Here is a 20,860-nt window from a genome sequence, read left to right on the forward strand (position 1 = left end):
CTAGCACATTCGTACATGAAATAATGGTATAATAATAGTGTGTTATTTTTGTGACTAAGGAGGCCCTATGAAACCAACGACGCTCGTATTTCCCATTGATGAACAAAATCGTATATTGTTAGGGCGTAAGAAGCGTGGTTTTGGGGCTAATAAATATAATGGTTTCGGTGGTAAACTTGATGATGGTGAAAGCTTCCGAGAGTGTGCCATTCGTGAACTCTATGAGGAATCTGGCCTTCAAGGACGTGTCGAAGACTTAGAATGTGTAGCGGTTTTTGATTTTCAATTTCCTTTTGATGAAAGTTTAACGCACGTGAGTTATGTGTATTTCTTGCGTACTTTCACAGGTACTGTAGAGGAAACAGATGAAATGGAGCCTCATTGGCTAGAACCGAATCAAATTCCTTATGAACATATGTGGGATGGTGACCGCAGATGGTTGCCGATGTTGTTAGAAGGTAAGAAATTAAAAGGACCTATTGTGTTTGGACGAGATAATAATATGGTGGATAAGATGGATTTGACCACTGTGGATACCGTTCTTGAAAGCGAACACTTGGCACGCATTGATCTGTATATTAACGGCTGATACGTATAGATTATTTGTGTTATATTGTCGAATATAGGTATTCTTTATACTATGCCGACGAATTTTAGAGTATACCTATTTAATTATTAACATAAATTTACTAACATCAAAATGATGGTTTGGTGGATTTTAAAATGTAAAAAGGGGCTATATGACCATGAGAGTGGTAATATGCTCCATAATTTATACTATTTTGAGGTAATATGACTGATAAAAAGAACCCAAAGTGGGTGCCACAGCTATTGGCGTGGTATGATGTGCATAAACGGGAGTTGCCGTGGCGCGATTGTGGGGATCCTTATAAGATTTGGGTTTCCGAGGTGATGAGCCAACAGACGCGCATTGAGGCTATGAAGCCCTATTATGACAACTGGATGCGTCTATTCCCAACTTTGGAGGATTTGGCAAAGGCCTCCGAAGATGAGGTGGTTCACGCATGGCAAGGGCTTGGCTATTACAGTCGTGCTCGTAATTTACGGCTCGGTGTAAAGGATGTTGTTGAAAATTACGGTGGTATCGTGCCTCATGATCGTAAGACCATGGAGTCCCTAAAGGGCGTAGGTTCTTATACGGCTGGGGCCGTACTATCTATGGCGTACAACGAACCAGAAGCGGCTGTAGATGGCAATGTATTGCGCATCTATGCTCGTCTATATCGTATTTTTGACGATATTTTAAGCACTAAGGGTAAAAAGGCTATTACGGCTATCGTAGAGGAGACCTTGCCGCACGATCGACCTGGTGACTTTAACCAAGCCTTGATGGACTTTGGCTCTGCTGTGTGCATTCCAAAAACTCCACGTTGTGGGGAATGTCCTATTGTAAATATGTGCGCTGCCTATCAACATGAAGATACAGATAAACTGCCTGTGCGCATCAAGAAAACAAAGGTAGTAGAGGTGCCTTTATTCGTGGGCATCTTGAATTATAAAGGCTATTATTTGTTGCATAAACGGCCGAATCGTGGACTTTTACGATCCATGTGGGAATTTCCATCTGTAGAAATGGTATCTGCCTTTGAGGACGGAGAACGAGGCCTTGAGGAATTAGTTAAGCCCCTTGGCTTTGACCTATTCTTACAACCAGTGCTTGTAAAAGAGATAACACATATTTTCTCTCACCGAAAATGGTTTATGAAAGCATTCCGCGGTGATTTAACGTACACAGGGAATGCGAATAATATATCGATTGCAGATATCCGCACTCAATTGCCAAAGGATTGGATGCTTATCAAGCGCGATGAGTTCTCCGACTATGCTTGGGCGGGTCCTCATGGTAAATTGACGGAGATTGCAAAATAATTTGTAGGAGCAATGAATGAGAATTCTATTTAATATTATTTTTTCTGCTATCCTCGTAATAGGGTTGGTAGGATTTTGGGCTCTATTCCTCAACTTGTGGAAGCCCAAAAAGAAATGGCCTGCCTGGGTGGGCTATATAATCATTATCGGTGCGTGGTTTGCTGCTATCCGATACTATATACTCAATCAAGTGGATTTATATGGTACGATGTACTATCCTTTGATGAATATGTTCCGTACCGAAAGCTACGGATTCCTCTTTGGCGTATTTCTAGCGATTCCTGTATTTATCATACTTAGTCTATTATATTGGACAATCAATAAGATTTGGAGCAAAACACCAGAGGAAAATAGAACGGGGCGTCGCGCCTTCTTTAGAACTGCTGCAACTATAGTGCCGTTGGCTACTATCGGTGGCTCTAGCTATGCTGCCTTTGCGGGTCAACAAGAGGTAGTGGTAACTCATGAAAGCTTTGGCTACACGAACCTACCACCTGGGTTGAAAAACTATAAAATTGTACAACTTAGTGATATTCATATAGGACCGAGTATCGACTTAGATGACTTTGATGAAATCCTGAAACTTGCACTTTTACAAAAACCTAATCGCGTTGTTATCACTGGCGACCTTATTGATAAGCTTGCATGGTTGCCGCAAGTCTGTGAAAGACTAACAACCTTTGCAAAACAAATCCCAGATGGCGTTGACTTTATCTTGGGAAATCACGAGTATCATCACGATGTAAATAAAGTACTAGATTCACTTAAACGAAATACACCTATGAATATTCTCGTGAATAGTAATATCCAAATCATGGGTGGCAAACAACCTGTATATATTGCGGGCGTTGCGTACGATAACGATCGTAAAAAGGATAACCGAGAAGCGATGATTAACAAAGCTTTGTCCGGAATTCCGGACTATGCTTTTGTTATTCTATTGGCGCATCACCCTGAATTCTTCGAAGAATCTATTGAACGTAAAATTCCATTGACTCTATCTGGTCATACACACGGAGGTCAAATCGTATTCATGGGCATGCCTTTAGTACCAACGGGCACACCATATACAAAAGGTCGCTATGTAGAAGAACAAAGCGTGTGCTACGTTAATAATGGCACAGGACACTGGTTCCCAATTCGGATCAACTGTCCACGAGAAATTACAGTCATTACATTCTTTGATGGAGTGGCGTAATAACTAGAAAACCCCGATACATAATGTATCGGGGCTTTTTCCGTTCATTTGAGGTATGAGAGGATGTTACAGATATGTCATAGAGATGAGAGAGATTTTATTTCATGCGAACTGCTTCAGCAAATTCGTCTTCGGTCATTAGTTTTTCTTCCAAGATGATTTCTTTGATAGAGCAACCGCGTTTGTACGCTTCTTTTACCACCTTAGCGCTCTTATCGTAGCCGATATATGGTGTTAAGGATGTAGCAATCATGAGGGATTGTTCTACGAAGAAGTTGAGTTTTTCAGGTACGAATTCTACACCGTCGATACAGTGTGTAGTGAACGAATTCATAGCATCTGCAAGGAGGCGACAGCTTTCAACAAAGTCATAGATCATGATAGGCATGTACACGTTCAATTGGAATGCACCGCTACCTGCGCAAAGCGTCATCGTCGTGTTATGGCCGAATACTTGGGCGCATACCATGGTCAAGGCTTCACATTGTGTAGGATTTACCTTGCCTGGCATGATGGAGGAGCCCGGTTCGTTTTCAGGAAGATGCCATTCGCCATAGCCACAGCGAGGGCCAGAGCCTAAGAAACGAACATCATTAGCGATTTTGAATAGTGTAGTAGCTAACGTATTGAGTGCCCCGTGAGCCATCATGAACGCATCTTTGAGGGCAAGTCCTTGGAATTTATTGTTCTTCACGCGGAATGGAGCGCCTGTTACCTCTGGTAATACAGTTTCCATAACGTCTAGATAGCCTTTAGGCGTGTTCACACCTGTACCAACGGCAGTACCGCCGAGGGCTACGTCGAGGAGATGGTCAGAATTTTGAAGGAGCATAGTTTTGGCAGTTTTTAGGCCGTCCACAAAGGCGCTAATTTCTTGATCTACCATGATAAAAGTAGCATCTTGTAGGTGGGTACGACCAACTTTTTGCAAGCCTTTCCCTTTTTTTTGCAATTTTTCAAAGGATTCGATAAGGCCGTCCAATGCAGGAATTACGCGTTTTGTAATTTCAAAGTACGCACAGATATGCATTGCCGTAGGGAATGTATCATTTGTACTTTGGCCGCGGTTTACATCGTCGTTAGGATGAAGCGGATTGCTTTCATCTAACTGTTTAGCCCGGTGAGCGATTACCTCGTTCACATTCATGTTAGTTTGTGTGCCAGAGCCTGTTTGGAATACGGTTAACGGAAATTCTTCATCCCATTTGCCGTCCACGATTTCATCTACTACTTGAGCGATGAGTTTCGCTTTTTCCTCAGTTACTGCGCCACACTTTGCATTGGTTAAAGCACATGCTTTTTTGACAAGCGCAAGCGCTTTGATTTGTTCAATAGGGATGCGGTGGTCACCGATCTTGAAGTTATTGAACGAGCGTTGCGTTTGAGGTCCGTAAATTCGTCTAGCGTCGACTTCGACTGGTCCCATTGAATCATATTCAATTCTTGTTTCCATAATGTTTACAACCTCCTTAAAAGACATGCCGACCCTACTGTCGGTACTTTAATTATATAAAATCCTGTATATTTGTATAGAATAAAAGAGAATGATTTCTATTTTCATATAATTGGTAGCTGTATATGCATAATGCGCATATAAGAAAGGGGACGCATATTGCGCACTCCTTTTCCCCATACCTTTATGATTTCAATCTATATATAAGATTGATAATGAGTTATATGTAGAAAGATTATAAATTAAATATTTTACTTGGTGAATAATGAAAGGTCTATTCTTATAGTAAGACGATTAGGTATATATTAGCGTGTTGGTACTACAAAATGACTTAGCGGCCCCACGGAGCGGGGTGGGTGGCTTTGGAGACTTTTGGAGGGCTACCACGCTTAATAAAGAGTTTAGGGGAGAGAATAGACCTTTCAAGATATCTATTGAAGGCTCTTAAATTTATAATCTTTTATATGTATACATTATAAATATCGCATATATATTGAAATCATCGCTTTAACACGATAAAATGAAAGTAGCTTAGTATATTGTTTTAAGTTTATGATTTCACAGAGGAGGTAAGTACTTATGAAACATGACTTTACGAGCCATGACCTTCATCTGCCGGAACTGACGTTACGTGGGATGCTACTTGGTGCATTGATTACTGTTATTTTTACAGCATCTAACGTATATCTCGGTTTGAAGGTAGGTTTGACGTTCTCGTCATCCATTCCGGCTGCTATTATTTCAATGGCAATTTTACGGTTCTTCAAGGATTCTAATGTTCTTGAAAATAATATGGTACAAACGCAGGCTTCTGCCGCTGGTACATTGTCCGCCATTATCTTTATCTTGCCAGGTTTACTCATGCTTGGGTATTGGAACGGCTTTCCATTCTGGCAAACATTCTTGCTCTGTGCCTGTGGTGGCTCTCTAGGTGTATTATTCACCATTCCATTGCGTCGTGCCATGGTAGTGAATAGCGATCTACCATATCCTGAAGGCCGTGCAGCAGCAGAAATTTTAAAGGTTGGCTCTCACAATGGTGAACAAGGCCCTCAATCTAGCTCCGGTATGACCGATATCGTGTCCGGTGGCTTTGTAGCTGGCCTTATTAGCCTTTGTGCAAATGGTTTCAAAGTGCTTGGCGATAGCATGAGCTTTTGGATTCCTGTAGGTAGCAAAGGGATTACTCAAATTCCTTTGGGCTTCTCTACAGCGTTGTTAGGTGCTGGTTATCTTATTGGTATCGCCTCTGGTATCGCTATCCTCGTTGGTGTACTCATCGCGTGGGCTGGCTTCGTACCTTACTTCACTAATATGTTTGCTCCAGATGGCGGTGCTACTGCCAAGTTTGCAATGGCTGTTTGGAAATCTAAAGTTCGTTTCATCGGTGCTGGTGCTATTGGTATTGCTGCGATTTGGACTTTGATTACCTTAATCAAACCTATCATCGAAGGCATGAAGATTTCTGTAAAATCTATGAATAGCAGTTCTGCTGAACGTGAATTGCATCGCATGGATACAGATATGAGTACAAAATCCGTTTTAGGTGTATTCATACTTATTCTTATTGGATTAGTATTTACATTCTGGGATTTCGTATCTGTCGTACCTATTAGTGCAGGTTTAATGTGGACACTCGTTGTAGTAGGTATCGTAGTAGCTTTATTGATTGGCTTCTTCGTAGCTGCAGCATGTGGCTATATGGCAGGCCTTATCGGTACATCTGCTTCTCCAATTTCTGGTATCGGTATTTTAGCGACTATTATTTCTTCCTTGGTTGTATACTTTATCGCAGCGGAAAATAATTTATTTGCTACACAAGAAGGTGTTCAGTTCGCTACCGCTATGGCTATCTTTATGACATCCGTAGTTATTGCGATTGCATCTATTTCTAATGATAATTTACAAGATTTGAAAACTGGCCAACTCGTTGGTGCTACACCTTGGCGTCAACAAATTGCCTTGTTACTTGGTTCTGTAGCCGGTGCCATTGCAATTGCTCCAGTTCTTAACTTGCTTTACCAAGCATATGGTTTCACAGGTGCGTTACCACGTACTGAAATGGATCCAAACGCTGCATTATCTGCTCCTCAAGCGACTTTGATGACTACCATTGCGCAAGGTATCTTCAACTCTAGCATGGATTGGGATTATATCTTAATCGGCGTTGGCGTTGGTGTTGTGGCGATTATCGTCAATTTGATTCTCAAGAGCACAACTGCTACCTTAACATTGCCTCCGTTGGCTGTTGGTATGGGTATTTATTTACCACCTACTTTAGAAGTACCACTTATTATTGGTTCTTTCATCAGCTATTTCGTAGGTCGTTATCTTGTAGCTCGTGCTAAAATGCGTGCCGGTGAGCTTGCTGACTACGATGTAGAGCAATCCAATCGCCGCGGTGTTCTCTTTGCTTCTGGTCTGATCGTTGGTGAAAGCTTGATTGGTGTAATCATAGCTGTTATTATTGTATTGTCTGTTACAACTGGTGGTGGGGAATCCCCACTTGAATTAGTAGGTCCTGAATTTGAAAGCACAGCACAATGGTTAGGATTGCTTGCATTCATATTCGCTGGTCTCTATCTTGTTCGCCGTGTTGTTACACACAAGTTCAATAAAGAAGAAGCTCTTGCTATGAAAGCTGAGCAAGAACAATAAGAGGTTAAACAATGAAATTAAAACAGTCTGTACTCATCATTATGGCTGCTGCATTGCCAGTAGTCTCCTTCGCAGCAAGCGAAGTAATACCTGTAACGCAAGATACTGTAAATGTACAAGCAAATCAAACAAATGCGAAACGTGTAAATCGTAATGATTTAACATATCGTATTTCTAGCACTGCTACACCTGAGCAGAACCGTGCGTTGCGCTCTAAAGCATCTAAAGTAGATCGTAATGCAGTTGAAGTGGTAGCTCCAAATGCGGACCGTTATATGGATCGCAAAGAGGTTGCTGTATCACCTGTGGAATCTACTACAGATCATTTGGATTTAGTATTCCCAGAGGTTAAATCTGTTAGCCCTGCGGTAGAAAAAGCAATTAATACGACCATCAAAAAGTATGTTTCTAAAATACAAAATGATGTAGAAAAGTTAAATGCTAAAGAATCTGATAAAACAAATGTAGTTATGTACTATGATGTTAAAACAGATAAAAACGGTATTTTCAGCGTATTGATTCACACATATACAATGCGTGATCATGATGCCAATGGTGTAAACTATGTAAAAGGTTTCACATTTAACACCACAACAGGTCGCCAATTGTCCTTGTACGATCTTGGTGGTCTTAATAAAAAAGAATTGGTGAATGCGATTAATAATAATCAAGATGTGAAAGATAAATTAGGTGGCGATGTAAATATCGATAAAATGCCTACTGAATTCTACACAACAGATGATTATTCCGTTGTAATGATCTTGCAACAAGACGTAGATGCAATCCATAGCGCAGGTACTATATATGTACCAGTTGGTATCTTGCGTGACCGCGAAAATGATGTAACAAAAAAATAATCGAACTGTGTAAATTCGATTATGTGTGTATAGTAACAGCTGTTTAATTGTGAAAAGAACCGCTCCTAAGGGAGCGGTTCTTTTTTATCTACTTATTATTTGTCGTTATAATAGTTTACGCGTGGCGGTAATGGGAATTGAATGTTTCCATCTGAGTTTGTAAGTGGTTCCGGTGGTAATTGTAAGAATACATTATCATGGAATTTCTTTTTAAATGCTTTCAACGTCGATTTTTGAATAGAGTCAACGGTAATGAGAAGGGCACTCGTATCAGTATTTGGGGAGATGGAAAGAATCTTTCCTTGAGGTTCTTTTTGTTGGTAAAGGGCGATGGCATCAGATTGATACTCCTCTAGTTGGGCCTGATTTAATTTACCTTTTGATACGACTACAGTTCTATCTAGCTGTGGATCATGAGCTTCTGTAATTGCTTTGGAGACGAGGTCAGTTTTCTTTTGATCCGTTAAAGATGCATGTAATTGGCCTGCCTCCCAGAAGAGGGCCCCGTCTTGACGAAATTTGGTGAAATCATTGCCATAGCCTAATGCTTTGTCGATGATATTAGCTGTTTTATTTTCTACTTGTTGCTTGAACAATGTGTTATGGAAGGCAAGTGCTTGTTCTGTTTGTGTCATGCGGTACGCAATTTCCGCAGCTTCTGCACGAGTTACATATTTTTCAGGGTTAAACAATGTACCTGGAGCGTAGTTTGTGAACCCAAGATAGGCAAGCTCGCGAACGGCATCTTGTGCCCAAGGAGCCACGAATTTTTGGTCTCCATAGGATATATTATCAAGAACTGTTGGGTCTTCAGTGATATATCCTAAATAATGGATATAGTTATCTGCTACTACAGCAAACTCTTGGCGAGACATATATTTTTCTGGTTTATATGTGTCATCGCCATATCCGCTGATGATATTCTTGCGCGCTACAGATTCAATAGCAAGAGCAGACCAACGGTCAGATGTAATATCTTTAAATTTACTTGATAAAAAGGCAGCCGTACCATCATCCGTGATATTGTTGAAGAGCGCTGCTACTTCTTCACGTGTCATAGGTTGGTTAGGTCGGAATGTACCATCGGAATACCCCTTCATTAGGTTAGCTTTTGTTACAGTGCTAATCGAGTTAGCTGCCCAAAAATCACTAGGCACATCTGTAAAGATGTGGGCGCGGATTTTTTGAATATCTTGAGGTGTACCAATAGAGGTGTTTACAATTGCAGGTGATGCAGTATTAGTAGATTTAATTTTAGCTGTTTCGATTTTGGTTGCTTCCGTTTTATCGACATCCATTTTAGCTACTTCTGTTTTAGCTACATCTGCTCTAGTAGTTTCCATTTTAGTGGATTTAACAGTGGTTGCAGGAGCATGAGTTGTAGTGGTTGTGTTTGCAGAAGCAAAACCAAGGCCTGTTGTAGTCAATAATGTGCCGAGCACGAGGGCACGTAATGCGTAAGGGGTATTCTTGTACATAAAAATCCTTCCTAATCATGGTAAAGGCTAATGCGCGATAGCCGTAGAATATAAACTTTCACCAGCATAAAAAGCTATATCCGTCGCATCATAGTCAATTAGTTGGCATGCATTGTGATATACAACAAAGCAGCGTAGTACTATTGAGTATACGCTGCCTTGGCTGGTTAAGTGTAACGCCGATTAGCGTTTTACTGTCATTTTTACTTTGGAACCGAATAATTTAGAGATCCCTTGTTGTGTTTCTTTAGATGCTGTAGATACAACTGCGTAAAGTTGGTTATTTTCTACATCAGGGAATGTAGCTAGAATTGTACCTGCTTTTTCATTTTTGTTGTAGTAGTTGCGGAAGTTTGTATCAATTGCATCGTATTCAGCTTGGCTGTACTGGGAAGATTCAACTATAACATAGTTATTTACAGTGGAATCACCACGGTTTGCAAGGTTAGCTTTTACAGTGGAAATATCGCTGTCTGTTTTCAAAGCTACGTGTAATTGGTTGTCACGCCAGTACATTACGCCGTAATTTTGGAATGCATCTTCTGTTTTATAAGTTTTATTTAATTCAGAAAATACTTTGTCTTCTAATGCAGCTTGTTGCTTTTGATCAAGTGCTTTTAGTGTGCTACGACGAACAGGGCGAACTGTGCGAGTAGGTTCAGCTTTTTCCGCTACTGTAGCATTTTTGTTGCCCTTTAAGTCTTTGTCAGCTTTTTTTGCCTCAGCTTTGGCTACTTTATCTGCCTTTTCTGCCTCTTTTTTCATGTCTTTATCAGTTTTGGACATATCTTTTTTTGCATCTTTATTTTCTTTGGAGGCCTCTTTTTCGATTGCTGTATCAGCTTTCTTTATATCTTCTTTTACAGTTGTTTCAGCTTTAGCTTCAGTTGTACTGTGTTTCGGTGTTGCAAGGCCAGCACCATTAAGCATGCGGTTCAAGATTGTTGCCGCTTGTGCTCTTGTTACAGGCTGTTTAGGGTTAAAGTTTTCTGTTGCCCCAGATGCTATGATGCCACGTTGAGCCATGTATTGGATATCTGCCAAGTAAGCAGAGGAGATGCTAGCTTCGTCTTTAAATGTTACTTTTTCTGCTTTTACAGGTGTAGAAAGATTTAATTTTTTAGCTAGGCTAGCGGCGGATGCAACGAATTGTTCGCGGTCCATAGTTTTGCTAGGTGTGAAAGTTGTTTTAGATGTGCCTTCCATTACGCCTGCAGCACTAACTAATTTGATAGCAGAGCTAGACCAACGATCTGCTTCCACGTCAGAGTAGGAGGTAGAGGATTCTTTTGTTGCAATCTCCGCTAATTCTTGTTCGTTTAAGTTGTGTTGTAGCACTTTGCCATAAATAGCAGCTGCTTGCTCACGAGTAATTTGTGCACTAGGTTTGAATGTATTATCAGCATAACCAGAAAGGTAACCGGCTTGTGTCATTGCTTGGATAGCATCGCGAGCCCAGTTATCTTTTGTGTCAGGGTATATACCAGCAGGTAAGTTTTCTTTAGCTTTTACAGCTTTTTTACCTTCTAACTTTACAGCATCTTCTTTTACATCATTTTTTACAGAAGTATCAATGCGTTTAACGTCATTTTTTACAGAAGTGTTAACGCGTTTAGCATCGTTTTTTACGGATGTATCAGTGCGTTTAGCAGCGTTTTTAGCAGATGCATCAGCATGTTTTGCATCACGTTTTACAACTGTGCTACCATGTTTAGCATCATTTTTTACGGATGTATCAATACGTTTAGTATCGTTTTTAACAGATGTATCAACACGGTGTTCATCCGCCTTAGCAGAAACTTCAGCTCTAGTAGCCACATTAGATACTTCGGATTTTATATGAGTCGCAGTTGTTTCAGCGTGAGCCATGCTGAATGTAGAACCAAGGGCCAATGTAATTGCTAAAGACAAAGATAATTTATTTAGTTTCATGAAAAGGGCTCCTTTCAAACTATACTTATATAAAATAAATTATAACACTTTTTAAATTTATACACTACTATAAGAAAATGTAATATATAAGGATAAAACTTACATGAATTTGAAAAATTAAGTTTGATTATATAAATATAGAATGAAATATAGATAAAAGTTGATTTTCTAGTAGTTAAAAATGCAAAATGATAAACATTCGCAAAATCTAGATTCTATGGGGCTTTTACAAGAAAAAATGATAAATGAAATAATAGATGTGATAAAATTCAATGTTTGCTATTACAAAAAGTCATAACGATATAAGAAATAAAAGGGTACATACGAATATAGCAATTCTTTGGACAATATCTACATGATTAATTTATAATTATAGCGATGAGCTTTTGAATATTTATTTGAAAGCATAAGTAATGTTCAGGGCAGAAATTTAGTTGAAAAATTCACTACTAAAAATTGCCATAACACATACATATCAAAATTTTTTATTAGGTTAAGTACTAGAAAAGACGAGGAAGTTAATATGAAAATTCATCTTTTCCAACAGTGTTTGATTGACATGTTCTACCCTCATGTAGGTATGGCTGGTGTAGAAGTACTTGAAAGATTAGGTTGTGAGCTTGTAGTACCTAAGAAACAAGTATGCTGTGGACAAATGTTTACTAACTCCGGTTACAATGACGCAGCTATGGATGCAATTAAGAATACAATCGAATGCTTTGAGAACGCTGAATATGTAGTCAGCATGTCCGGTTCTTGCGCTTTTGCAATCCGCGATGAATATCATCATTTCTTAAAAGATCAACCAGAGTGGTTGGCGCGCGCAGAAAAATTGAGTGGTAAAATTTACGAATTCACTCAATTTATTACTGACGTATTAGGTGTTGAAGATGTAGGGGCTCGTTTCAACGAATCCGTAACATACCATACATCTTGCCACGTAACTCGTTTGATGGGCATTAAAGAGCCTCCTTTCAAACTCCTTAAAAACGTTAAAGATATCAACTTGATTGAATTACCACGTGCAGATCGTTGCTGTGGTTTCGGCGGTACTTTCTCAGTTAAAAACCCTGAAATCAGTGAAGTTATGACACGCGAAAAAGCATTGGAAATTGCTGGCACAGGTGCCAACGTTATCTCCGGTTCTGACCAAGCGTGTTTGATGAACATCGCTGGCATGCTTGATCGTCTTCATAAAGAAGGCGAAATTGATCGCCGTATCAAAGTTATGCATATTGCTGAAATCTTAAACTGCCGTTAAGGAGGAGACGACATGGCACTTATATATGACAATCGCCCCTATAAAACACGTATAAAAGAATGTTTGGCTGACGATTTCAAAGTTGCAGCTATTAAAAAAGCACAAGACGTGTTTTATGATAAACGTAATACAGTAGTTGCGGATGTTCCTGAATGGTTAGATTTCCGCGCTGAAGCGGCTAAAATTCGCGATCACGTACTTAACAACTTGGATTACTATGTAAGTCAATTTGCTGACAACGCTGAAAAAGCCGGTTCTAAAGTTCACTTTGCGTTCGATGACAAAGAAGCAACTCAAATTGCATTAGATATCCTTCGTCAACGCGAAGCAAAAATGATCGTTAAATCCAAAACTATCTTAACTGAAGAAATTGGTTTGAACGAAGTGTTAGAAGAAGCTGGTATTGAAGTTAACGAAACTGACTTGGCTGAATTTATTTTGCAAACTGCAGTAAGTCCCCCATCTCACATCGTAGTACCAGGTCTTCACTTTGAACGTAACAAAATCCGCGAAATTTTCGCTGAAAAATTAGGTTATACAGGAACTGAAAACCCTACGGAAATGACTCACTTTGTACGCGGTTATGTACGTGAGCGCTTCTTAAAAGCTGATGTAGGTGTTAACGGCTGTAACTTTGCAGTTGCTGAATCTGGTACATGTACAATCGTTTCCAACGAAGGTAACGGTCGTATGGCTAGTTCTATTCCTAAGACTCAATTGATCTTCTTAGGTACAGAACGTATTGTTCCTGATTTTAAAGCTCTTGATGTTATGATGGAAATGTTGAACCGTTCTGCAGTAGGTTCTAAAATTTCTAACTACTTCTCCATGATGACTGGCCCTGCGCGTCCTGGTGAAGCTGATGGTCCTGAAGAAACTCATATCATTATTATCGATAACGGACGCTCTGGCATCTTGGGTGGGACATTCCAAGAAATGCTACGTTGTATCCGTTGTGGCGCATGCATGAATATTTGTCCTGTATACCGTCACGTTTCCGGTCATGGATATGGTTCTGTATATCCAGGTCCAATGGGTGCTGTATTGACTCCATTATTCAAAGGTTACGATGTAGCTGGCGATCTTCCATATGCTTCTACATTATGCGGTGCATGTACAGAGAACTGTCCAGTAGCTATTCCATTGCATGAATTGTTGATGGAGCACCGTCATATCATGGCTGATATTGAAAAGACTCGTCCAAAAGCAGAAGAAGCTATCTTCACAGCAGCTGCTAAGATGTTCGGTAATGCAACATTATTTGATCTTGGCACAAAAGCTGGTGCTATCGGTATGAACTTAATTAGTAATAAAGAGGGTAACATGCCTGAATGGACTCAAGCTATTCCAGTTATGAATGGCTGGACTAAATCTAAAGAATTGGGTTCCTTGAAATTCAAGAAATTCCGTGATTTGTATGCTGAACATGAAAAGAACAAGAAGAAGGAGAAAAAATAATGGATGTAGCTAAACGTAATCAATTTATTGCACGTTTATCTCGTGCATTAGGCCGTGATCAAGAAATGTGCCCTGCTTTTGTAGAAGGCTTTGATTATAGCCATGGTCCTCAAGAAACTATGTTCCAAGATTTGAACCGCGATCAAATTTTGACAATGTTTAAGGAACAATGTCAACGTGTTGGTACAAAATTCGTTGAAACTACACCTGACAAACTAGGTGAAACAATTTTTGCAGCTATCGACGACTGGGGAAACGGTAAAATTGTATTCCCAAGCTCTCCTGAAGTAGAAGAATATAAATTAAAAGAATTGTTCGAACAAGATGCAGCTAATAATGGCGGCACTCGTACATACTTCCAATGGGATCCAGCTAAAGGTCGTGAAGAATGTATTTCTAATACTGCTAATGCTGATATTGGTATTACATTCCCATACTGCGGTATTGCTGAAACTGCTACTGTAGTACAAGCTTCTGGTGAGGATTCTGGCCGTGTGATTAGTTTGTTGCCTACAACACATATTGCGGTGTTGTATACTGACACAATTAATCCTCGCATGACACAAACAATGGAACATTTGGCTGAACGGTATCATAACGATCCAGCTAAGTTCCCTACAAATATCTGCTTGATTTCTGGTCCATCCCGTACGGCGGATATCGAATTGGTAACTGTAGATGGTGCTCATGGTCCTATCCAAGTAACCTATATCTTAGTTAATAGATAATATAATAGCTAGATTTACTAAAGGCGATTTTCTTTTAGAAAATCGCCTTTTTGGTGCATATATTACAGAATACATTAAATGTTACCAAAAATTAAATATTATACTTGTATTTTTTTCGATATATGCTATACTAAATTCATAACCTATTGTTGTGATATGAATTAAAGAGGTGTATTATGAATATTCCATTCTTTACAGATTACCTCATGTTAAGCAATCCATTAAGTATTGGTATTATCGCGGTGTTCGTGCTCGTGTTAATAGGTATTTATGTATTGCAACGCAAGGGCACATCCTTCGGTAATCTCGTTATTATTGGTACTATTGCCGGTGCCGTACTTGGTATAGCGGTCCAAATTATTGCAGGCTTCCCTGATGATCCATCCAAAGTGGTTTATATTAAGGAAAGTACAAAGTGGTTCTCTCTCGTAGGGGGCGGTTTCATCGACTTAATCCGCATGCTTGTTATTCCTATCGTTTTTATCTCTATTGTTCACGTTATTTTGCACATGGAGGCAGGTGCTAATCTTAAAAAGTTAGTAGTTGCTATGATTTCTACGAATCTCGGCATGGTAGCCGTTGCTGCTATAGTCGGTCTAATTTTGGGGAATGCCTTCGGTTTAGGGCAAGGTTTTGATATTGTTGAATCTGGTAAGAAGATTCGTGAAATCAAACCTATGGTTGATACATTCCGAGCACTAATTCCAAGTAATCCAATTCAAGCGGCTGCTGAAACAAATGTTATCGGCATTGTTGTATTTGCAATTATCTTGGGTAGCGTAGCTCGTCTATTAAAACAAACAGGGACAAACTCTATGGAGGTATTCACAAAACTATTTGATGAACTTCATCAGTTGATTTCCTGGGTAGCTGATTTCATTATTGGTCTTATGCCATATGGTGTAGTTGCCTTATTAGCTTCTACATTGGCAACACGCGGTGTACAAGCTATTCTTGATATGGGCTTGTTCGTAGTATTACTTTACGTTGGTCTTTTGATTATGTTTGTTGTACAAGCGATCTTGATTACTAGCTTTGGTTACAATCCGATTACATACTTCAAGAAAGCAAAAGCACCACTCTTATTGGCGTTTACATCTCGTTCTTCAATGGGGGTATTGCCATTAACTGTAGAGACTTTGACAAAACGTCTTGGCGTAAATGCTACAACGGCTAATACGGTAGCTTCCTTCGGTACTACTGCGGGCATGCAAGGTTGTGCCGGCGTATTCCCTGCACTTGTTGTTGTTTACATTTCTAATGTAGCGAATATTCCATTCGATATGACTATGTACATCATGAGTGTTATCGTTATCGCTATCGGTTCCGTTGGTATTGCAGGTGTTCCTGGTACTGCTACAATGGCTGCATCTGTATCTCTTAGTGGTACGGGTCTTGGTGCGTACTTCACATCTATCAGTCCAATCCTTGCAATCGATCCATTAATCGACATGGGCCGTACATGCTTGAACGTATCTGGTTCCTTAACAAATGCTCTCGTAGTAGATAAAATCATGGGAACTATCGATAAAGACGCATACAATAATTCTGATGAAGGTCGCGTATAAAAACTAACAACACTTAGCCATATAAAACTATCATACAAAAGAACAGTCTTAGGGCTGTTCTTTTTTTACAAGTGATAATTATTACAGATTGTAAACTATGTCATTAATAATCGGTATTGAAATTGTGAGCTTAGCTACAAACATGCTTATGCATGTATGGTATACTAAGCGTTATAAAGTTACGAATTATGCTTAATAAATATAAGCCAAGAGGGTAATAGTATGATTACACAAGAATTGAAAGATCGATTAATTGCAGATTATCCAAAGTTTGAGGATATGACACATAAGTTCTATAAGAAAGAACTATCCATTGCAGACTATAAAGGACAATCTGGTGCTTATGGTAGTTACGCTGAGCGCGGTGCAAATACTGGCATGAGCCGTTGGCGCTTCAACGGTGGTCGCATGACGCGCGAGCACATACAGTTTTTAGCGGACTCCATTCGTAAATATAACCTGCAACACGTACATTTCACTACCGGCCAATGCTTACAAATGCATGGCCTTGATGGTGATACTATATTGAGTCTCTATAAGGAATGTTATGACCACGGTATCTATAACCGTGGTGCTGGCGGTGACAATCCCAATGTGGTGGCTAGTATTTTACGTGGCATTGATCCTCGTGAAACTTTAGATATTACCCCATATGCAACAGCTATTAGCGTATTTCTTATGGAGCAAATGTTCTATATCAAGATTCCTCGCAAATTTAAAATGGGTATAGATAATGGTTTTGATAGTACCCCACATTCTACGTTCAAGGACCTAGGTTTTAACTTAACAAAACACAATACTTTTGATGTGTATGCTTGTGGTGGTATTGGTCCTAATCCTCGTATTGGTATTCCGGTGGCACATGATGTAGCACCTGAGGATGTTTTGTACCATGTGAAAGCTATGCTTATGGTTTTTGCTAATCATGGTAATTTCAAAAACCGTGGTAAAGCTCGTACCCGTTACATGCCTGCTGAAATGGGTGGGGCGGAAGCTTTCATCAAGATCTATGAAGAAACTCTAGCTATGGTAAAAGAAGTAGAACACCTAACTATTAATCCAGCTGATTATGCTTATGAAATTACAAAAACTGGTAAGCGTGATGATTCTGTGGAAAATTATCGTATTCACCGTCAAAAACAAGAAGGTTTATATTACGTAGAATACCATCCAGCAGGTGGTGATGCGAACGTAGAACACTTGTTGGCTGCCCTTGACTATGCAGTGACACTTGACCAAGTAGAAGCACGTATTGCGCCAGACCAAGCATTGTTCTTCATTAATCTTACAGCTGATGAAGCACGCAAAATTGCGGAAATAACTGATGATAGTGCCGAAAATGATTTCCGCCGTTCCGTATCTTGTGTTGGTTCTACTATATGTCAGATTGGTATGCAAGACTCTAACGGTCTGTTAAAAGATATCTTCGCACACCTTGAAAAAAAGGGTGTAGACACAAGAAAACTACCTCGTTTACATATATCCGGCTGTCCACATTCTTGTGGTACACACCAAATCGGTGAAATTGGATTCCATGGTGCTGTAAAATTAGTAGATAAAAAACCTATGGTAGCATTCATCCTTGTAGATGGTGGATCAGAACACATGGGTTCCGAAAACCTCGGTAAAATGGCTGGCAATATTGTAGCTACAAAAATTCCAGAATTTTTGGAATCTTTGGCAAATATTCTAAACGAATCTCCAGAACCAGACTTTGGGACATGGAGACTTACGCATAAAGGAGACTACATGAATCTTATAAAAGCATTTGAGTAAATGTGTTTGGGTTGCTTGTGATGGGGCCCACTTAGATTGCGACAACTTAATAAATAATAAAAAGAGTTCCCTCTTTGCTCCGTTCTTCGCAAAGTCGCTGCATAGGGAACTCTTTTTATTATTTGAGCACCTGCTATTAACTAGTCCCATCACAAGCTACATTCGATATTTACTCAATATGCTTTTATATAATAGAGGGAGGGGAGAGATGGTCAAGTAATTTTAACTAAATTAGCATTAGAACTAACCCGTGGACTAGCCGCAGGTTAGTCCTTTCCCTATCGGTGGGAGTGGCACCACTACTATAAAGTTTATTATAATACGTGAAACCATGGTGTTTTCTGAGTTTTATTTTAGTGATTAATTGTAATGGAGCTAGGTTAGTTTTATAGATAGATTATATCTGCCTTTGGGATGGGACATCTTTATAAGTAAAGTGATAAAAAGTAAGTATACACTTGTGCAGCGACATTGCGAAGAACGGAGCAAGCAAGTGTATACTTACTTTTTTACCGAGTTGTACTAACGAAACGGGGCCCCATCCCAAAGGCAAATATAGGAACAGGGATTAGCTCCATTACAATTAGAATAATTGTTTAAAACTAGATATGACTTGATTTTGTATGTTATAATAGGCTTTATAGTAGTATTTGGAGGATATTCAGATGTTATTTACCGTCAATACAGAAGTCTGTACACGATGCGGCCTTTGCGTTGCTGACTGTCCGACCGGATTGCTGGTGATGTCCGATGCTGGACCTGTAACTGGCAGGGGAGGTTGTATCTCCTGTGGGCATTGTATTTCCGTATGCCCAACGCTTGCTCTTGATAGCGATATGACACCGCGTAAGGAGCAAATCGATATTACAAAGGAACCTAAGTTAACGCCTGAGCAAGCTGAGCTATTCATGCGTAGTCGTCGCTCTATTCGTAACTATCAAAATAGACCAGTCCCTGTAGAGCTCATTCGCAAAGTGCTAAACGTTGCAAGAATGGCGCCAACAGCGACTAACACACAAGGTATTTCGTATATAGTAATCCGAGATAAACAAACGTTGCGCCGTATTGCTGATCTTGTTCTAGAGTGGATGCATCTGGCTGCAAAAACAGTACCGATTATGCGTCTCTATGCTCGTGCTGCTCAAGCAGAGGTAGATAAAGGCAAGGAGTATATCTTGCGCGATGCGCCGGCTCTCGTAGTGGCAATTGGCTCTAAAAAAGATATTCATCGTACCCATGATAGTGGTCACTCTTGCTTGTCTTATGCTGAGCTATATGCGCCGACTTTAGGCCTTGGTACTTGTTGGGCTGGTTTCTTTGAACATGCTGGAGAAGCTGAATACCAACCATTATTAGATGAATTAGGTGTACCTGATGATAAAATTGTAGCTGGTGGCATTCTTATGGGATATCCTAAAGTACGATATCGCAATATTGTAGAGCGTCAACCATTAGATGTTACATTTGATACAGAAGAGTAAAAAAGAGATGCCCCAATGATTGTAATCATTGGGGTATCTCTTTTTAGTTATATAGTGACGATATAAACTTTATTAGTTGGCAGTTGTAATAGTGCCTTTGAATGTTTCGTCGATGTATTGTTTAATAGCATCAGATTTGTAAATATCTGCAATTTTTTTGTATGTTTCGTTGTCTTTGTCTTCACTATGAACTGCAAGTACGATAACTGTTAGTGGTTCATCTTTAGATTCGAAGAAGAAACCTTGTTTTTCTACACTAAGACCAGCACTTTGCACATAGTTCATTGGAATAACTGCAATTGTTACATCATCTAGACTACGAGGTAATTGAGCTGCTTCTAGTTCTTGAATCTTTATATTCTTCGGGTTAGATGTGATATCTGCAACTGTTGCTTTGAAGCCGACACCATCTTTTAACGTAATTAATCCAGCTTTAGCTAATAATGCTAATGCACGACCACCATTAGTAGGGTCATTTGGGATAGAAACAGTAGCGCCTTCAGGTACATCTTGTACGCTGTGTACGCTATTACTATATAAGCCCATACGCACCAAAATTGTTTTACCGATTGCTACTAAGTTGGAACCATTTTGTTTGTTAAAGTTTTCCATAAATGGTACATGTTGATAAGCATTCAGTTGAATATCGCCATCTGCAAGGGCTTTATCAGGTGTTACATAGTCTGAGAATTCAACTACTTTAAGATCGATTCCTTGTTTTTTAGCTTCTTTTGCTACAGCTTCAGCTACTTGTGCATGAGGACCAGATGTAGCACCTATTTTGATTTCTTTTTGTGTTTGTGTTGATTGATTTGATGTACTACCACAACCAGCGATAGCAAATGCAAGAGCACCGATAAGTAATGGTGCTAACAATGTTTTTAATTTCATATAATCATCCCTTTCAAGTCTTATAATGGTTATATCCTATCATGGATGAAGGGGATTTGTATATGATAAAAGCATATCAGTTAGCTATAGATTAAAACTATGGTGAAATTCTAGCTCATTTATAATACAATTCAATATAATATATTGATTAATGTGTTATATTGAATGTGTGATCGCTAGGTAGTAAATTTATATTTTAAATATTTTTGTATAATTCTAATATGGATTCAT

At 39.4% G+C, this 20,860-nt stretch carries 15 protein-coding genes; 11 read left to right on the forward strand and 4 right to left on the reverse strand.

Annotated features, from left to right (window positions below; translation table 11 throughout):
• Positions 1-67: 67 nt before the first annotated feature.
• The 3 genes from RYO55_RS00655 to RYO55_RS00665 all read left to right on the forward strand — a co-directional run bounded on the left by RYO55_RS00655 (position 68) and on the right by RYO55_RS00665 (position 3,088).
• On the forward strand, positions 68-589 hold the full coding sequence (locus tag RYO55_RS00655; protein ID WP_314983712.1) for an 8-oxo-dGTP diphosphatase: 522 nt from the start codon (positions 68-70) through the stop codon (positions 587-589).
• Between the two features lie 203 nt (positions 590-792).
• Positions 793-1,890 carry an A/G-specific adenine glycosylase gene (gene mutY / locus RYO55_RS00660; protein ID WP_314983713.1) on the forward strand — a complete coding sequence of 366 codons (1,098 nt, stop codon included), beginning with the start codon at positions 793-795 and terminating at the stop codon, positions 1,888-1,890.
• Between the two features lie 16 nt (positions 1,891-1,906).
• Positions 1,907-3,088, forward strand: a complete 1,182-nt coding sequence (locus tag RYO55_RS00665; protein WP_302497964.1) for a metallophosphoesterase — start codon at positions 1,907-1,909, stop codon at positions 3,086-3,088.
• Between the two features lie 97 nt (positions 3,089-3,185).
• On the opposite strand, the gene RYO55_RS00670 is transcribed toward RYO55_RS00665, so the two are convergent.
• Complete coding sequence (locus RYO55_RS00670; RefSeq protein WP_314983714.1) at positions 3,186-4,541, reverse strand: class II fumarate hydratase; 1,356 nt, start codon at positions 4,539-4,541, stop codon at positions 3,186-3,188.
• 579 nt (positions 4,542-5,120) lie between these two features.
• Here RYO55_RS00670 and RYO55_RS00675 point away from each other — a divergent pair.
• A complete protein-coding gene (locus RYO55_RS00675; protein ID WP_314983716.1) occupies positions 5,121-7,199 on the forward strand; it encodes an OPT family oligopeptide transporter in 2,079 nt (692 codons plus the stop codon).
• 11 nt (positions 7,200-7,210) lie between these two features.
• Entirely contained in the window at positions 7,211-8,056 is an 846-nt protein-coding gene (locus RYO55_RS00680; protein ID WP_120054949.1) for a hypothetical protein, read from the forward strand.
• Positions 8,057-8,151: 95 nt separating this feature from the next.
• Here the strand turns inward: RYO55_RS00680 and RYO55_RS00685 are convergent, their stop codons facing one another.
• Together RYO55_RS00685 and RYO55_RS00690 are read right to left on the reverse strand one after the other, a co-directional pair.
• Positions 8,152-9,534 carry an S-layer homology domain-containing protein gene (locus tag RYO55_RS00685; RefSeq protein WP_314983718.1) on the reverse strand — a complete coding sequence of 461 codons (1,383 nt, stop codon included), beginning with the start codon at positions 9,532-9,534 and terminating at the stop codon, positions 8,152-8,154.
• Positions 9,535-9,717: 183 nt separating this feature from the next.
• Positions 9,718-11,466 carry an S-layer homology domain-containing protein gene (locus RYO55_RS00690; protein WP_314983719.1) on the reverse strand — a complete coding sequence of 583 codons (1,749 nt, stop codon included), beginning with the start codon at positions 11,464-11,466 and terminating at the stop codon, positions 9,718-9,720.
• Positions 11,467-11,989: 523 nt separating this feature from the next.
• Here RYO55_RS00690 and RYO55_RS00695 point away from each other — a divergent pair.
• The 6 genes from RYO55_RS00695 (at position 11,990) to RYO55_RS00720 (ending at position 19,738) form a co-directional block, all read left to right on the forward strand.
• Positions 11,990-12,727, forward strand: a complete 738-nt coding sequence (locus RYO55_RS00695) for a (Fe-S)-binding protein (RefSeq protein WP_004694880.1) — start codon at positions 11,990-11,992, stop codon at positions 12,725-12,727.
• A 12-nt stretch (positions 12,728-12,739) separates the two neighbouring features.
• Entirely contained in the window at positions 12,740-14,185 is a 1,446-nt protein-coding gene (locus RYO55_RS00700; protein WP_004694882.1) for a LutB/LldF family L-lactate oxidation iron-sulfur protein, read from the forward strand.
• The gene (locus RYO55_RS00705) at positions 14,185-14,913 is read left to right on the forward strand and encodes a lactate utilization protein C (protein WP_278606492.1); all 729 of its coding nucleotides are present in this window, start codon (positions 14,185-14,187) and stop codon (positions 14,911-14,913) included. The genes RYO55_RS00700 and RYO55_RS00705 overlap by 1 nt, the downstream gene beginning before the upstream one ends.
• Before the next feature lie 176 nt (positions 14,914-15,089).
• A complete protein-coding gene (locus tag RYO55_RS00710; RefSeq protein ID WP_295814764.1) occupies positions 15,090-16,481 on the forward strand; it encodes a cation:dicarboxylate symporter family transporter in 1,392 nt (463 codons plus the stop codon).
• A gap of 222 nt (positions 16,482-16,703) precedes the next feature.
• The gene (locus RYO55_RS00715) at positions 16,704-18,257 is read left to right on the forward strand and encodes a nitrite/sulfite reductase (protein WP_314983720.1); all 1,554 of its coding nucleotides are present in this window, start codon (positions 16,704-16,706) and stop codon (positions 18,255-18,257) included.
• A gap of 665 nt (positions 18,258-18,922) precedes the next feature.
• Positions 18,923-19,738 carry a nitroreductase family protein gene (locus RYO55_RS00720; RefSeq protein WP_004694890.1) on the forward strand — a complete coding sequence of 272 codons (816 nt, stop codon included), beginning with the start codon at positions 18,923-18,925 and terminating at the stop codon, positions 19,736-19,738.
• A gap of 72 nt (positions 19,739-19,810) precedes the next feature.
• On the opposite strand, the gene RYO55_RS00725 is transcribed toward RYO55_RS00720, so the two are convergent.
• A complete protein-coding gene (locus RYO55_RS00725) occupies positions 19,811-20,629 on the reverse strand; it encodes a MetQ/NlpA family ABC transporter substrate-binding protein (RefSeq protein ID WP_314983722.1) in 819 nt (272 codons plus the stop codon).
• Positions 20,630-20,860: the final 231 nt, after the last annotated feature.

The sequence above is a fragment of the uncultured Veillonella sp. genome (genome assembly GCF_963551295.1).
Lineage (GTDB): Bacteria > Bacillota > Negativicutes > Veillonellales > Veillonellaceae > Veillonella.

What these genes read in the sequence shown, in the direction of transcription:
- RYO55_RS00675 (WP_314983716.1), top strand. Translation starts at nt 5,121, where the DNA reads ATGAAACATGACTTTACGAGCCATGACCTTCATCTGCCGGAACTGACG.
- RYO55_RS00720 (WP_004694890.1), top strand. Translation starts at nt 18,923, where the DNA reads ATGTTATTTACCGTCAATACAGAAGTCTGTACACGATGCGGCCTTTGC.
- RYO55_RS00690 (WP_314983719.1), bottom strand. Translation starts at nt 11,466, where the DNA reads ATGAAACTAAATAAATTATCTTTGTCTTTAGCAATTACATTGGCCCTT.
- RYO55_RS00670 (WP_314983714.1), bottom strand. Translation starts at nt 4,541, where the DNA reads ATGGAAACAAGAATTGAATATGATTCAATGGGACCAGTCGAAGTCGAC.
- RYO55_RS00705 (WP_278606492.1), top strand. Translation starts at nt 14,185, where the DNA reads ATGGATGTAGCTAAACGTAATCAATTTATTGCACGTTTATCTCGTGCA.
- RYO55_RS00665 (WP_302497964.1), top strand. Translation starts at nt 1,907, where the DNA reads ATGAGAATTCTATTTAATATTATTTTTTCTGCTATCCTCGTAATAGGG.
- RYO55_RS00710 (WP_295814764.1), top strand. Translation starts at nt 15,090, where the DNA reads ATGAATATTCCATTCTTTACAGATTACCTCATGTTAAGCAATCCATTA.
- RYO55_RS00695 (WP_004694880.1), top strand. Translation starts at nt 11,990, where the DNA reads ATGAAAATTCATCTTTTCCAACAGTGTTTGATTGACATGTTCTACCCT.
- RYO55_RS00715 (WP_314983720.1), top strand. Translation starts at nt 16,704, where the DNA reads ATGATTACACAAGAATTGAAAGATCGATTAATTGCAGATTATCCAAAG.
- RYO55_RS00685 (WP_314983718.1), bottom strand. Translation starts at nt 9,534, where the DNA reads ATGTACAAGAATACCCCTTACGCATTACGTGCCCTCGTGCTCGGCACA.
- RYO55_RS00655 (WP_314983712.1), top strand. Translation starts at nt 68, where the DNA reads ATGAAACCAACGACGCTCGTATTTCCCATTGATGAACAAAATCGTATA.
- RYO55_RS00725 (WP_314983722.1), bottom strand. Translation starts at nt 20,629, where the DNA reads ATGAAATTAAAAACATTGTTAGCACCATTACTTATCGGTGCTCTTGCA.
- RYO55_RS00700 (WP_004694882.1), top strand. Translation starts at nt 12,740, where the DNA reads ATGGCACTTATATATGACAATCGCCCCTATAAAACACGTATAAAAGAA.
- mutY (WP_314983713.1), top strand. Translation starts at nt 793, where the DNA reads ATGACTGATAAAAAGAACCCAAAGTGGGTGCCACAGCTATTGGCGTGG.
- RYO55_RS00680 (WP_120054949.1), top strand. Translation starts at nt 7,211, where the DNA reads ATGAAATTAAAACAGTCTGTACTCATCATTATGGCTGCTGCATTGCCA.